At 69.6% G+C, this 13,390-nt stretch carries 14 protein-coding genes and 2 tRNA genes; 2 read left to right on the top strand and 14 right to left on the bottom strand.

The annotated features are described in order from the left end of the window. Positions 1-113: 113 nt before the first annotated feature. The 5 genes from rpmG to AB0B20_RS25770 all read right to left on the bottom strand — a co-directional run bounded on the left by rpmG (position 114) and on the right by AB0B20_RS25770 (position 3,496). Complete coding sequence (gene rpmG / locus AB0B20_RS25790) at positions 114-281, bottom strand: 50S ribosomal protein L33 (RefSeq protein WP_013288652.1); 168 nt, start codon at positions 279-281, stop codon at positions 114-116. Positions 282-413: 132 nt separating this feature from the next. After that, positions 414-486: transfer RNA gene (locus AB0B20_RS25785), tRNA-Met, on the bottom strand. Between the two features lie 25 nt (positions 487-511). Then, positions 512-584, bottom strand: a tRNA-Thr gene (locus tag AB0B20_RS25780). A gap of 98 nt (positions 585-682) precedes the next feature. Beyond that, a complete protein-coding gene (locus AB0B20_RS25775; RefSeq protein WP_357474215.1) occupies positions 683-3,211 on the bottom strand; it encodes a bifunctional diguanylate cyclase/phosphodiesterase in 2,529 nt (842 codons plus the stop codon). 150 nt (positions 3,212-3,361) lie between these two features. Then, entirely contained in the window at positions 3,362-3,496 is a 135-nt protein-coding gene (locus AB0B20_RS25770; protein WP_357383512.1) for a hypothetical protein, read from the bottom strand. Between the two features lie 944 nt (positions 3,497-4,440). On the opposite strand from AB0B20_RS25770, the gene AB0B20_RS25765 reads away from it, so the two are divergent. Then, positions 4,441-5,115, top strand: coding sequence for a GNAT family N-acetyltransferase (locus tag AB0B20_RS25765; protein ID WP_357474212.1), 675 nt, complete (start codon positions 4,441-4,443; stop codon positions 5,113-5,115). Between the two features lie 169 nt (positions 5,116-5,284). On the opposite strand, the gene AB0B20_RS25760 is transcribed toward AB0B20_RS25765, so the two are convergent. The 5 genes from AB0B20_RS25760 to AB0B20_RS25740 form a co-directional block, all read right to left on the bottom strand. After that, positions 5,285-5,791, bottom strand: a complete 507-nt coding sequence (locus AB0B20_RS25760; protein ID WP_357474209.1) for an HNH endonuclease signature motif containing protein — start codon at positions 5,789-5,791, stop codon at positions 5,285-5,287. Between the two features lie 303 nt (positions 5,792-6,094). Continuing rightward, positions 6,095-6,676 (bottom strand): hypothetical protein, encoded by a 582-nt coding sequence (locus AB0B20_RS25755; protein WP_357474206.1) that lies wholly within the window; start codon positions 6,674-6,676, stop codon positions 6,095-6,097. Between the two features lie 55 nt (positions 6,677-6,731). Continuing rightward, entirely contained in the window at positions 6,732-8,168 is a 1,437-nt protein-coding gene (locus tag AB0B20_RS25750; protein WP_357474203.1) for a site-specific integrase, read from the bottom strand. Continuing rightward, positions 8,165-8,350 carry a helix-turn-helix domain-containing protein gene (locus AB0B20_RS25745; protein WP_018784531.1) on the bottom strand — a complete coding sequence of 62 codons (186 nt, stop codon included), beginning with the start codon at positions 8,348-8,350 and terminating at the stop codon, positions 8,165-8,167. The genes AB0B20_RS25750 and AB0B20_RS25745 overlap by 4 nt, the downstream gene beginning before the upstream one ends. Beyond that, on the bottom strand, positions 8,347-10,113 hold the full coding sequence (locus AB0B20_RS25740) for a replication initiator (protein ID WP_357474201.1): 1,767 nt from the start codon (positions 10,111-10,113) through the stop codon (positions 8,347-8,349). Before AB0B20_RS25740 ends, AB0B20_RS25745 begins: the two co-directional genes overlap by 4 nt. A 95-nt stretch (positions 10,114-10,208) precedes the next feature. Here AB0B20_RS25740 and AB0B20_RS25735 point away from each other — a divergent pair, with 95 nt between their 5' ends. After that, positions 10,209-10,562, top strand: a complete 354-nt coding sequence (locus AB0B20_RS25735; RefSeq protein ID WP_357474198.1) for a hypothetical protein — start codon at positions 10,209-10,211, stop codon at positions 10,560-10,562. A 26-nt stretch (positions 10,563-10,588) separates the two neighbouring features. Here AB0B20_RS25735 and AB0B20_RS25730 read toward each other — a convergent pair whose 3' ends face one another. From AB0B20_RS25730 to AB0B20_RS25715, 4 genes are read right to left on the bottom strand one after another with little or no spacing between them, the layout of a single operon-like run. Next, positions 10,589-11,149 carry a DUF2637 domain-containing protein gene (locus tag AB0B20_RS25730; RefSeq protein WP_357474195.1) on the bottom strand — a complete coding sequence of 187 codons (561 nt, stop codon included), beginning with the start codon at positions 11,147-11,149 and terminating at the stop codon, positions 10,589-10,591. Further along, entirely contained in the window at positions 11,146-11,337 is a 192-nt protein-coding gene (locus AB0B20_RS25725; RefSeq protein ID WP_013473706.1) for a hypothetical protein, read from the bottom strand. Before AB0B20_RS25725 ends, AB0B20_RS25730 begins: the two co-directional genes overlap by 4 nt. A 5-nt stretch (positions 11,338-11,342) precedes the next feature. Further along, on the bottom strand, positions 11,343-11,597 hold the full coding sequence (locus AB0B20_RS25720; RefSeq protein ID WP_357474192.1) for a hypothetical protein: 255 nt from the start codon (positions 11,595-11,597) through the stop codon (positions 11,343-11,345). Further along, entirely contained in the window at positions 11,594-13,210 is a 1,617-nt protein-coding gene (locus tag AB0B20_RS25715; protein ID WP_357474189.1) for an FtsK/SpoIIIE domain-containing protein, read from the bottom strand. Before AB0B20_RS25715 ends, AB0B20_RS25720 begins: the two co-directional genes overlap by 4 nt. Between the last annotated feature and the right edge of the window lie 180 nt (positions 13,211-13,390).

Below are 13,390 nucleotides of genomic sequence, written 5' to 3'. Positions count from 1 at the left end.
AACCTACACGGAAAACACGAACGCCGATCCGCCCGGTCGGGCGGCCCGGAGGCCACCCGTCAGGTGGATCGGCGTTCGAGAAGCTGGTGCGGTGCCGGCTGCGCCGGCCGCGATCAGCGGGTCTCGCGGTGGACGGTGTGCTTGCCGTCCCGGGGGCAGAACTTCTTCAGCTCGATGCGGTCCGGGTCGTTACGGCGGTTCTTGCGCGTGATGTAGTTGCGCTCCTTGCACTCCACACACGCCAAAGTGATCTTCGGCCGGACATCGGTCGCCTTCGCCACGGCGGAGTGCCTTCCTCGCTCACGGATAACAACTACGGCGTGTCAGCCTACGTGCTGACGACGCGGACATGCAAAGTGGGCGCCTGTGGCGCCCATCCCACCGGCCACCGGGCTGGGCCCGGAGGACGAGAGTAGCGGTGGCCGGACTTGAACCGGCGACACAGCGATTATGAGCCGCTTGCTCTGCCATCTGAGCTACACCGCCGTGGCGGGTCCAGCCGGACCCTCTGAGCCCCCTTACGGAATCGAACCGTAGACCTTCTCCTTACCATGGAGACGCTCTGCCGACTGAGCTAAGGGGGCCTGCCCGATCACCCCTGGGGGGGTGTCGCGCAGGGGAAACAGTACACGACCGCGTCGCGGAGGTGAAATCGGATCCCCCAGGTGAGTGTCCGCCCTGGTCAGGGCACCACTCGCAGGCGCGGCAGCTCCCCCGCCACCACCGTCTCCGGGTCGACCTGGGCACCGAACCAGGCCTCCAGCCGCTCGTACGGCAGCGGGCGGCTGAACAGGAAGCCCTGGCCGATCTCACAGCCGATGTCCTGGAGCAGCTCCAGGGTCAGCTCGCTCTCCACACCCTCGGCCACCACCGCCAGGCCGAACTGCTGGGACAGCGTCACCACCGCGTTGACGATCGCCAGGTCGCCCGGATCGGTCGCCATGCCCTGCACGAACGACCGGTCCACCTTCACCTCGTGCACCGGCAGCCGGCGCAGTTGCGCCAGCGACGAGTTACCGGTGCCGAAGTCGTCCACCGAGAGCCGGACACCGAGGTCCCGCAGGCTGCGCAGGGTGGGTATGGGACGTTCGGTGCCGTCCAGGACGCCCGCCTCGGTGACCTCGAGCGTCAGCTGCTGCGGCGGCACGCCGTACTCGGCCAGCAGATCGCGTACCAGCGCCGGGAAGTGCTGGTCGGTGAGCGTACGCGCGGCGAGGTTGACCGCGACGGACAGCGGCTGTTCGCCGTGGCTCCAGTCGCGGCTGCGCCGCAGGCTCTCCCGGAGCACGAACTCGGTGAGCCGGCCGAGCTGGCCGGTGTGTTCGGCCACCGCCACGAAGTCGTCCGGCGCCACCGTGCCGTGCGCCGGGTGCTCCCAGCGGGCCAGGCACTCCACGCCCACCAGGCGGCGGTCCCGCAGCGTGACCTTGGGCTGGAAGTAGACCTCCAGCTCGCCCTCGTCCAGCGCCCGTTGCAGGTCCCCGGCGAGGCCGAGCCGGCGCAGCGACCGGGACTCCAGCGCCGGACTGTAGAGCTGCACGCTGCCCGGCACCGACTTGGCCGCGGTGGCGGCCAGGTCGACGCGTTGCAGCAGCGCCACCGCGTCACTGCCGTGGTCGGGGTGGACGGCCACGCCGACGACCGTGTCCACGTCCAGGGTGAGCGCGTCGAAGACCATCTCGTCGCGGATCTGTTCCCGGAGCTGGGCGGCGAGGTCCAGCGCCGCCTCGGTGCTCTCCAGCCGGAGCGTCACCAGGAACTCGTCCCCGCCGGCCCGGCCGACGAGCGCCGAGGAGGGCGCGCAGGCGCGCAGCCGCTCGGCCACCTCGACCAGCACCTTGTCGCCCGCCGCGTGGCCAAGCGACTCGTTCACCTCGCGGAGCCGGTCGACGTCGAACAGCAGCAGCGCCACCACCTCACCGGGCGCCGCGATCCGGACCGCCTCCGCCACCGCCGCCGTCATCCGCCGGCGGTTGGGCAACTTGGTGAGCGTGTCGTGCTCGGCGTCGTGCCGCAGCCGGTCGACCAGGCGGGTGTTCTCCAGGGCCACCGCGGCGTGGGCGGCCACCGTCTCGAAGACCGCTATGTCGGCCGGGGTGAAGTGGTTGCCGTCGCCGAGCCGGTTGGCCACCTCCAGGGTGCCGATCACCACCGGCCCGGACCGCAGCGGCACGGCAACCGCGTCCTTGATCCGCCGCTCCGCGAGGTCCGCGCGGAACTCGTCGTCCGTCGTCACGCCGTGCCCGACGGCCACGGTACGACGGGCCGACCGCACCTTCTCCCGCAACGCCTGCGGCGTACGTGCCTCGTCGAGCAGGCCGGGGTCGTCGACCCGTGCGGTCAGCAGCGTCTCCGGGTGCCGGCCCTGGGCCGGGAGCCAGAGTGTGGCGTACTCGGCCTGCATGAGCGACCGCACCCGGCCGAGCAGGGCGTCGGCGAGCGTTCCGCTCTGCCCGCTCTCCACCACGGCACGGGTCAGGTCGTAAAGGTCGCTGAGGGTGCGGTGCTGCCGGAAGAACTGGGCGTACGACCGGTAGACCAGGACCAGCCCCGCGCCGAGGGCGGACAGCAGCAGCAGCGACCACCACGTGCTGCGCACCAGGATCAGCACGATCAACCCGACGGACACGTTGATGGCCGCCGTCAGCAGACCGGCCTTTGCGCTGCGCAGCGCGCCCCGCCCGGTCTGCCAGCCGTGCAGGAGGGTGTGCACCGCGACCACGCTGACGACGCTCACCAACAGCACCATGCTGACGGCGGCGACGATGCTCACCCAGGTGCGTGGCCCGACCCCCTGGATGGGCGGGAGCGCCTGGAGGACCAGCACCCCCAGCGAGGTGCCGGCGGCAGCCCGCGCCACGTTGAACCAGACCTTCGGCGCCGAGAACCGGTGCCGGATGTGCGTGATGACCGCCGTCAGCGTGTAGATGACCACCACAGTCAGCGGCGGCAGGAAGTAGAGCGCCAGGACCAGCGGCAGCTCGGTGAGGGTGACGCCGAGCGTCTGCCGGCGTACGACCAGGCTCAGCAGGGGCAGCCCGGCGACGATCATGAGACCCAGGAAGAGGAGCGCCTGCGGCCAGCGGCCGAAGGGATCGTCGGCGAGCAGGCCGGTCATCGTGGCGCACGCCACCGCGACGAGCGCCATCGGCGCCGTGATGATCCAGGCGTCCTCAGAGGACCTGCGTCGTGACTGATCGCGACGGATCATGCCGCTCCTTCGGATTGGCGGCGCGCCGCCCCCGTCGTCGACCCCGACAGTCGCCCGACTGATGCGTGCGAGTCGTGCCCGACTGATGCGCTGGTGTCGTGCCCGACTGACGCGCGGACGTCGTGCTCGACGGCAGACCGGAGAAGCCGGTCACTGCCAGACGATGTCCAGGGTCTGAATGCCCCCGTTGATGCCGCCGAAATCGACACCGCCGACACTGCCGCCCACGAGGGCGGCGAGCACAAGGAGTGAGCCAAGCAGCCGGCCCAGCCTTCGACCAGACATGATTGCTCCTGTCGAGAGAATTTCAGAGAGGGTGGAGGTTCCACGATCGTGCCACACCACACGCACCCACAAAAGCGCTGCGCGTGCCTCCATGACGCCCCGAACAGAGGAATCATCCGTTCGTCAGGCGTGCCCCGACCCTCCGGCCCAGGATGAGGTCACGATCAGTCCGGCCGCCGCCACGAAAGGCGCGCACAGCGACTTCAGGCGTAAAGCGCACCTTATCGTCTGATTCCCTCATCAGGCCCTCCACCGACTCACGCGCAGCCACAGTGACGGCTCACGCGCCTCGGCCTCCCGCTCCCCGGACAGCCTCTACCATCATCGATACCTGAGGCAAGGTTTCACGCCGGACGAACCGTGTCAATCATCAGTCAAGGGCTCTCCGGCTCATCTCTCCTCCCATGCCCGACAGATGCCGGTCCGACAGCCCACCTGGGGCGACGGCGCAGCGGCAGGGCTAGTGGCCGACTCAGGGACGACGTGCGGTCAGGGACCTACGAGGTGCGGTCCTCGTGTGAGTACGCGGAGCGGGGTCCGATCAAGTTCCGCAGGTGTCGTCGGCGTCTCCGGCCCCCGTCGCCCCGATCCAGCCTGTACCGGCGGTTCGGCCTCCTGCCTCTCGGCCTCCCAATCGCCACCACACCGCAGAGCCGATTCAGATGTCGGGTCTGAACCTCCGGAACGACAGCCATAGCCACTCCCTAAATCGAGGAGGCCGAGGTCGCAGGATGCTGCCGATTGAGCGACTGCACGTCCCGGACGCTGGGCCTAGCGGGCGGGCCGGCACCACAAGGGCTACCAGCCTTCCGGACGGGGCCAAGGTCGTTCGTCCGGTAGGGCGTCCCCGTTCGGGAAGGCTGGACTGTCTACGACTGCCCGGCAAGGAGATCCGCCAACCCCTTTGGGCGACGGCAGAGGGCAGGGCAGGGCATGATGCTCGGATGACGTTGGTCGATATCTGGCCCGTGCGCGGTGTGCGGGTGACGACGTCCGTGCTTGAGCTGGTTGTACCGGGTGAGGACGAGCTTGCCGAACTGGCGATTCATGCGGCAGCCGGCATCTACGATCCGCAGGACCGCTTTCTGGCGCGTTCGCCGGTAGCGGGGTGGGAGTCGGGGCCGTCTCCCCAGGCCGAGTGGTCGTTCCTGCGGTACTGCTGGGCGTCCCTGGCGGACTGGCGGCCGGGCAGATGGAACCTGGTAATGGCTGTGAAGGTCGATGGCGTCTGCGTCGGGGTGCAGGAGATCGGCGCGCAGGGCTTCGGGATCACCAAGACCGTCTCGACGGGGTCATGGATCGCGCGGCGGTTCCAGCGGCGTGGTTACGGCAAGGAGATGCGGGCCGCCATCCTGCACCTCGCGTTCGCCGGGCTGGGAGCGGAGCGCGCCGAGTCCGCCGCCTGGTCCACCAACGCGCCGTCGCTGGGAGTCTCGTGGTCGCTTGGCTATCAGTCGAACGGCACCACAATCCGGGCTTTCGAGGGTGCCCGCCAGGAGCAGATCAACCTGGTGCTCGACCGCGAGCGGTGGGAGAGCCACCGCGACGACATCACGATCCACGGACTCAGCGACGAGGTGCTTGAGCTGATGGACGCCAAGCGGGCCGCATCCCGGTGATGGCCGCTGCCCACGTGGCCGCACGTCCGTTGGGCTGTACGGCCACCGGTAAAACCAAGCTGGCCGACAGGCGTGGATGACGAGCGGCGGCAACCGACGAGTTGAGCAGGTCAGCCGCACCAGTCGACGCCAGCCGACAAACAGGCTTGATCCTTGCAAGGGCAATGGCTCAGCCCACCGGTTGAGCTTGCGCCCAGCGCGTAACGAACTCTCGGCCGCTCTGGGTGAGGCCAAAATGCTTCATCATGGGCATCCCCATGATGAAGCCCTTCGGTCCTCCCAGGTCGACCGGCACCAGCAGACCGTCGCGGATCAGGTAGCTAAGCATGATCCTGAAGCCACCTGGTAGCTGGATCACGGACATCTCGGGCTCCGCCGCGAAGATTTCCAACAACCTGCGTTCAAGGTCGCCGTAGCGGTGGTTCAAAACAGAGAGGTTTGCCTTGTACTGGAACATTGCCTTGCGATCGATGTGCCCTTGATCGTAACGGGAGTGACACGTCGGGCAGAGAGCGATGATGTTCGCGAAGGTGTGCTCTTGGACCTTGCACCAAGGGTCAATGTGAGCGAACTCCGTTGGCACCTGGCGACACGTCGGGATCGCGCAGCGGTGGCCGGCCTCGACCAGGACGTCCCGCTGTATCGCCATGGGGATCGGTGGCCTTCCCTCTGGCATCTCGTCTCCCATCAGTACGTGCCAGCTACATGCCCGATCAGACGGACTAGCAGGGTCGACCGTGGTAAAACCGCGCGGAGACGACGAAGGCCCCCAACCTTGCATTTCCGCAGGTCAAGGGCCTTGCCGATCCCTGGTGGCGGGTAGAGGATTCGAACCTCTGTAGCTTTCGCGACGGATTTACAGGGCGTCCGTGATCTTGCCCTGACTAGCGGCGTTGACCTGCTGTTTCTCTACATCGACCACCGCGCCCGCATACGAGCGCCCACCATCCGCCCACGCCCCGACACTGCCCACCTACCATCACGATTGACCTTCTCGAAGGACGTGCTCACACGGTCGTTCGGCGCCGAGGTGCCAGACGCTCCCCGCCACGGCGACGGTATAGGCGACCTCGCTCGCCTGCCGGTCCGCGGTCTCGACCGACAGTCGCATCGACAGAGGCTCAGTCCCGAACGCAGTCGCACATTCGAGCCTCAGCTTGACTTTGACCCATCCGGTACCGCCGGGACGTAGCAACAGGGACTCTCCGGTACCACGTACCAGAACGCCCGGTCCTTCCCCGGCAACCGCAACAAGCGTGATCGGCGCAGGGCCAGTGTTGATCACTGCCAGCTGTCCATCCATCTGGAAGACGCCTTTGACGTCCCCGCCGCCGGTTCCTGCCGACACAGGGATTGCGACGAGTGATACCGACCTAACCCGGTCCCGCTCTTCCTGCGATTTTCGCAGCTCGTTGACACCGACACCACCAAGCACAGCACCGATCAGCAAGGCCGCGACCAGCCGAACGACCCTTGACCTGCGCATCAGGCGGTCAGGGCGGTCCACCGCTGACTGGCGACCATCTTCGTCTAGATCGATCACTCCACGCTCCGCCAACATCGCGTCAGCCTAGGGCTCACCTCCGCGCCGGTCTGCCCTCTCCTCAGTTCTGCCATCAGCCGAGAGCCTCGCCGATCTTGTCGTTCATGGTGTCGTCGCCGCCGTCGATGCAGTTGGCGTAGACGCGGAGCAGGACGGCGACGCCGTGGCCCAAGCGCCGGGCGACCTCGGTCGGCGGGACGCCGGCATTCAGCCAGAGCGAGGCTGCCGCGTGCCGCAGGTCATAGGGCCGGCGAACGAGCGGCGAGGCGACCTGTGATTCGGTCAACGCCTTCTCCCGGGCGAGCTTCCACCACCGGTCGTAGACCGACTCGGAGAGCGGTCCGCCGTGCAGGCCGCGGAAGTACCGACCATCCGGACCGATCCCGTGGTTGTCGACGTGCTCGCACAGCAGCTCGACGAGTCGGGGCGGGATCGGGACCGTCCGAGTTTCGGCCCTCCCCCGGTGCTTGAGACCGCGCCGCTCGTGCGAGCCGCCGTCATCGGTCCAATGCGAGCCGGCGCACGGCGATGTGCCGGCGAGCACCAGGCGGCCCCAGCGATATTCGATCTTCTCGTGCTCACAGGACCGGGAAGGCTTGACCGCCGCCAGGTCGTCGAAGCCCGCGCCGCAGTCGGCGCACCGCCCCGACAGGTCGCAGTCTTCCCGCCGCAGGTCGGCCGCTTCCGAGGGCCGCATGCCCGCGTAGTAGAGGCAGCCGAAGAACGCCGTGACCTTGTCCGCCCGTTTGCCGAGAGATTTCACCGCCTCCAGCAGCGTGGCGACCTGGGCCGGGTTCGCCACCACCCGCCGGTCGATGGACTGCGCCACCTCGGGAGCGGTCCACTGGACCTTGTCGACCGGGTTGGAGTCGATCAGCTCCAGCTCGACGGCGTACCCGAGCACGTTGTAGAAGGTGGCCCGCTTCCGCTGGACGGTGGAGGCAGCCGCGGGCTTGCCGTCGAGCCGGACGCAGAGGCTGTCGAGGACTCGGCGGACCATCGCCGGCGAATCCAGCTCGACGACCGGCAGGGAGGCCGTTTCCAGCCAGGCCAGCGCCGCCGCGTGCTCGGTGGGGATCTCGTTGGACCAGCGGCGCGGGTTGAGGCCGTAGAGGTACAGCGCCTCACGGAGCAGGGGTTCCGCCGGTCGGCCCCGCTTGGCCGGGCGGGTCAGGGTCACCGTGATCGAGGTCAGCGCCTCGACGATCGACCGCCGGGTCTTGGCCGCCGCCCGGGGCCACTTCATCTCGACGTACGCGCGGCTGTGCGCGTACCAGGTGGTGGTGTTCCTGGCTCTGGCCTCGGAGACCGGGCGGCCGGTGGCCGGGTCGAAGGGCTCCCCCGCGTTGGCCGCCTGGACCAGCTCTGCGCGGAACGAGTGCGCCAGGGCCTTGGTACGGAACATCTCCTCGAAGCGTTGGCCGCTGACTGCCCAGCGAACTCGCCAGGGTCGCGCCTTCCGGTCGGCGCGTTTGGTGATCTCCCAGATCTGGACCTCGTAACTCTTCACGCCGCGTCCTGCTCCAGCTCACCGAGCCACCGACCAAGCGCCGACCGGCGGACCCGAAGCTGCCCGTTCGGGAGCTTGATCACCCGTGGTCCCTTGCCGGTCTGCCGCCAGTAGAACCAGGTCGAACGCGGTACCCGCAGCTCGGCGAGCACTTCCGGCACGGTCAACAACTCCTCGTTCACTGCCTTACCTCCCCGTGGTGCTGTGCGTCGTGCTGAGTTGCCGAAAGATCTGGCGACCCCTGGGCGGCCCGGTCCTTGGCGGCGAGTAGTTCGGACCGCCAGCGGGCGCGTTCGCTGATGGAGCGCATGAGCCGGTGGGCCAGCGGTCCCACGTCGGGGTCGTCGGGTCGGGCGAGTTCCCAGGCGTGCCGGATCCGTTCGGCGGTGGCGCCCTGGTCGTCGGCGAGCTGCCCGGCGGTGGCGCTGTCGGTGGTGGCGCCGAGCAGTGCCCGGACCCAGGCGCGCGCGTCGTGCTTGTGGTCGGCGAGGGTCTTGCCGGACCAGTCGCGGGAGATGAGGATGCGCCGGCCGCCGATGCCGAGGGTGTCGCGCTGGTGGACCTTGCCCTTGCAGCGGCCGGGCTTGAGCTTGGCGTGCGCCTTCTTGGGCTGGACGCCGTAGAGCAGCCAGTTGGCGCATCGCTCCGTGCAGGGGGTGATCTGGAGTTGCTGCCAGAGCCGGTCGAGGTGCTTGCGCTGCCGGTCGGTGGTGGCCTTGTGGACGTCGCCGGTGTGCTTGGTGATGTATTTCGTGACGTACCGGATGGTCCGTTCGGCGTCCTCGGTGCCGGGCATGACGCCGCGGGCGTCGACCTGGGCGCCGAAGCGGACGACGTGCACCGGTTCGGCGTCCGGGTCGTCGTCGATTGCGTCGAGGGCTTCCGTCCAGGTGGTCAGCGGCTCCCGGGTATCGGGGTCGACCCACCCGGCTGCCTGGTCGTCCCAGACGGGGAGCCGGTCGAGGGTGTACCGCTGGGCGTCAACCGCCGGCCACCACACCTGGTGATAGGTCGCCGCCGCCACGGTGCGCAGCACGTCCCGGGGGATGGTGCCCCGGATGGCGAAGTGGGCGTGTGGGGCGAGGCGACGTTGCGGCTCGACGCAGCCGGCGTACTGGACGTTCCAGCCCTCGCAGCGGCGCAGGTTCTGCCAGAACCGGTCGAGCAGGCGGGGGAAGTGCACTGCGTCCCAGGCGGCGCGGCGGTAGTCGTACCGATCGGGGTTGAGCGGGGTGCCATCGGGGCGGACCGGGCCGTACGAGTCGAGGGTGAGCGTGAGCCACATCGACGGCCGGAACGTCGCGCCGTCCGAAGCGGTGTAGGTCTTGCCAACAGTGCGCCGCTCGACCTTGCGCCGAGGTAGCTCGGGGGCGTCCTGACGTCGCTTGGTGGAACGCTTGCGCCGGCGGCCGGGTTCGTCGTCGGAGTCCTCGTCGTCGGTGGCGTGAGGTGGCCCGACGCGCCCGCGCAGGCCCTCGGCGGCGATGGCTTCCTCTACCTCGCGGATCGCCTCGTCGAGGTCGGTTACCTGCTCCCACTGGGCGGCGCGTACTGCCTCGTCGCGGGAGAACTCCAGGTGTGCGCGGAAGAGGATCAGGGACTTCTGTGCCTCGGTCGCAGGCTCCGGGCCGGGTAGGGGTTCGTCGTCGCGGTGCCAGCCCTCGCGGATCTGGGCCTGGCGTAGCCGGCGGTTCTTCTTGGCGCAGGGCGCGCACTTGTCCTCGCGGGTCGCGCCGCAGGGCAGGTCGATGACCTCGGTCAGGCCGGTGTCGAGATCGGTGCGACGCATGGCGAGGGGGCGCACGCAGACGCCGTACTCGGCGGCGATCTCCTTGAGCACGTCGACCGAGCGGGGCAGCGCCATGCGGGCCGCCCGCGACCCCGGCCGAGGAGCAACCGGGGCCGGGGCGGCAGGGGCGAGGCCGGGCAGAGTCGGAGCCGTCATCGGCCCACCCCAGCCACGGGTCGAATGCGGTGGTCCCGAGCGCGGGTGCGCCGGTACTGTCCGGGCTCACCCAGAATCCGAGCGGCGAGGTCGACATGAGCAGCGATGGCGGTACGACGGTGCTGTGGCGCCCGACCGGGCCGGAAGAGCTGGATCTCGTCCGCGAGTCCGGATGGCGGAAATGGCCGCCGCGCCTGCCGGATCAGCCGATCTTCTACCCGGTCCTGAACGAGGACTACGCGGTCATGATCGCCCGGGACTGGAACCTGCCCGCGTCCGGCGTCGGCTACGTCACCCGCTTCGGGGTCGAGTCGGAGTTCCTGAGTCGGTACCCGGTCCGCCAGGCCGGCGGGAAGACCATCCTGGAGTTGTGGGTACCGGCCGAGGAGTTGGACGAGTTCAACGCCCACATAGTCGGCCTGATCGAGGTCGTGCACGAGTTCCGGTAGCCGCCGGCCGGCGGCGGAGGTCGCCGTCATCGGATGATCCCGACGACCTGGGGGCGGTTGGGCTGGACGACGCCGAGCGGAGGCAGCACCGCGGCCGGGGCCGGGCGGACCGCCGGAGCGGGCGCGGTCGGCTGCTGGGGCTCGGGCTCGGTGACGACTTGCTCGGGAACCTCGTAGGTCCAGTCGACCGGCGGTTGATCCGGTTCGGGTGCCGGGGCGGGTGCGCTGGACAGGACGACCTTGACCAGGGCGAGGAACGCCAGCGACGGCACGGCGGCCACGATCCAGCCCCACACGGACGGTTCGGCTTCCGCGACCTGGGCGGCGAGGGAGAGCAGGGCGAACGCGACCAGGAGCACGCCGACAAGGCCGACCGGGCGACCGGCGCGACGGCGGGCGCGGATCTCCAGGCCGAGGTAGATCGCCATCAGCTCAACGGCTACCGCATTGGCCCAGCCGATCCAGTCGGGCTGCCCGTGGGCCACGGTCAGGTCGTGGACGTGGGTGAAAGCGGCGGCGCCGGCCATGATCCCGATGGCGAGCAGGATCAGCAACCGGATGCCGGATTCGGCTCGGTGGCGGATCATTCGAAGTCGCCTTCCGGGATGCGGATGGTGACGGTGATGCGGATGCGCTGGCCGTCGAGGTCGTCCCGGCGGCGGACCATGTGCGCCAGGCCGTGCAGGGCGGCGGCGAGCCGGTCCGGAGAGCCGTCGAGGTCGATGTTCAGCGGCTTGATGCGGTGGGTGCCGAGGAAGAAGCGCTTGAGGGACATCGGGGCTACCTCCGGTCCGGGGTGACGCGGGTACGAATGTGGTCGGGCGGGTCGCCGAGGGAGGCGACCGCTTCGGAGAGGCAGCGCCACAGCGCCCACGCCTCGTCGGGGGTCAGGTGCATGCGGCGCCGGCCACCGCCGACGGCGAGATAGACCGGGTACGGGTCGGGCCGGTCGGGGTCGACGCGGACGGACACCGCAGTGCTGCTCGCGCCGTCCGGGTGCGGTGCGCGGAGCCGGTAGAAGGTCGGGGCGGTCACCGCGACTCACCCCCGTCGGCGTCGAGGATGTTGCGCAACGCGTCGGGCAGTAGTGGCCCGCGACGCTGCCGGGGCAGGGCCGGCCGGACCGGTTCCGGCGTCGACTCGCGGCCGACCTGAGCGAGGATGTCCGCGGCGTCGGCCGGGGCCGGGTACTGCTGGGCCAGTTCCCGGATGTGGTCGTCGGTGACGTAGGAGAACCGGACCCGCATCGGTTCCGGGGTGCCGTCGAGGATCACGTAGCCGACGCCCTTGGCCCATCGGGGCATCTGGTCGGCCAGGGCGCCCCGGTTGCGGGCACCGTCGCCCAACACGAGGTCGACCTGAGCCGCCTCGGTCAGACCGAGCGCGATACGGGTCGGGAACAGGTCCCGGAACGGCAGCACCTCCTTGCGGGGGTCCTGCAACGCGGCCACCACCAGGACGCCGACGCCGGCACCCTGGGACAGCAGCAGCCCGAGCGAGCCGGCGATGCGCTTGCGCAGGTCGACGTCTTGCAGGTACGCGGTCAGCGCGGCCATCTCGTCGATGACGACCACGACCAGGGGGTCAACCTCGGTCGGGGTGTGCACCCGGACCCTGCCGGCGAGCCGGGTTTGCCTCTCTCGCATCACCGCCACGGCCTCGTCGAGGAGATCGGCCATGGCCTCGAAGGACTTGCAGGCGAACCGGGCGAACAGTGGCCGGCCCATGGCGAACTCCATCCCGCCCTTGGGGTCGATCACCCAGAGCCGGACCAGGCCCGAGGTGATGCCGCCGGCCAGCGCCCGGACCAGCGACCAGAGCACCGAGCTCTTGCCGGACCGGGTCGCCCCGCCGATGAGGACGTGCGTGGCGAGCAGGTGCAGGGACCATGTGCCCAGGTCTTCCCGCCGAGCCAGCGGCAGCGCGGTGAAGTCGGGAACGGCCGGGGCGTCGAACGGCGCCACCACCGGCCGCAGGGCGTCGGTGCGGACGAGCACCAGGTAGACCACGGTCGGCCGGTCTCGGAACCGCACCCGGTCGGCCAGCCGCAGCAGCAGCGCCCAGTAGCCGGTACGGGTCGTCGGGTCGTCGGGCCGCTCGGAGTAGACACGGGCGTGCCGCCGGCCGAAGGCGTACGCCAGGTTAGCCGTGACCTGTTGGAAGTCGGCAGGGGTCTGCCCGCGGACCATGCGGATGGTCAGCACGTCGAGTGCCTGATCCGAACGCACGCGCAGCAGCTCGGGCAGGACGGCGCGACGGTCGTACATCTCGGCCAGGCCGCACAGAGTCATGGCCTCGCGCCACGCCCGCCGGTAGACGAAGACCTGACGGAACCGGCCGAGCAGCGGCCCGGCGCACCACCGCCACCAGGACGTTTCATCACGCCAGCGCCACACCGCGGACACCGCCGACGCCAGGACCAGTGGCACGACCAGGCCCGCCCAGCCGTAGTCGGCATAGAGGACGACGGCGAGCACGACCAAGCCGACGGTGACCGGGTGGCGCAGGCACCACCAGCAGCCCCGGGCGAGCCAGCGCAGCGCCAGGACGAGCACGGAAGCCCACATCGGCAGGACGAACCGCTTCGGCTGGATCATCAGCAGATCCCCGGCGGTCGTCACCACCACCTCGCCACGCGGGCGGCGCATCATCGCGCACCCCGTAGCGACACGAACCGACCCGACGAGTCCCGGACCGGAGGAAAGGGAAGAACGAGCTGCCCGATGCAGAGCGGGCAGCGGTCAGCCACACCGCCGGCCGGGTCGAACCGGGACTGACACACGCCGCACCGAGGCTGAGCCGGGGCAGGCGAACGCCTACGCTTGGAC

The organism is Micromonospora sp. NPDC049151 (assembly GCF_040648395.1).
Classification (GTDB): Bacteria; Actinomycetota; Actinomycetes; order Mycobacteriales; family Micromonosporaceae; genus Micromonospora.
The sequence above is the reverse complement of the archived record's forward strand: the minus strand, read 5'-3'. Positions and strand labels throughout refer to the sequence as shown.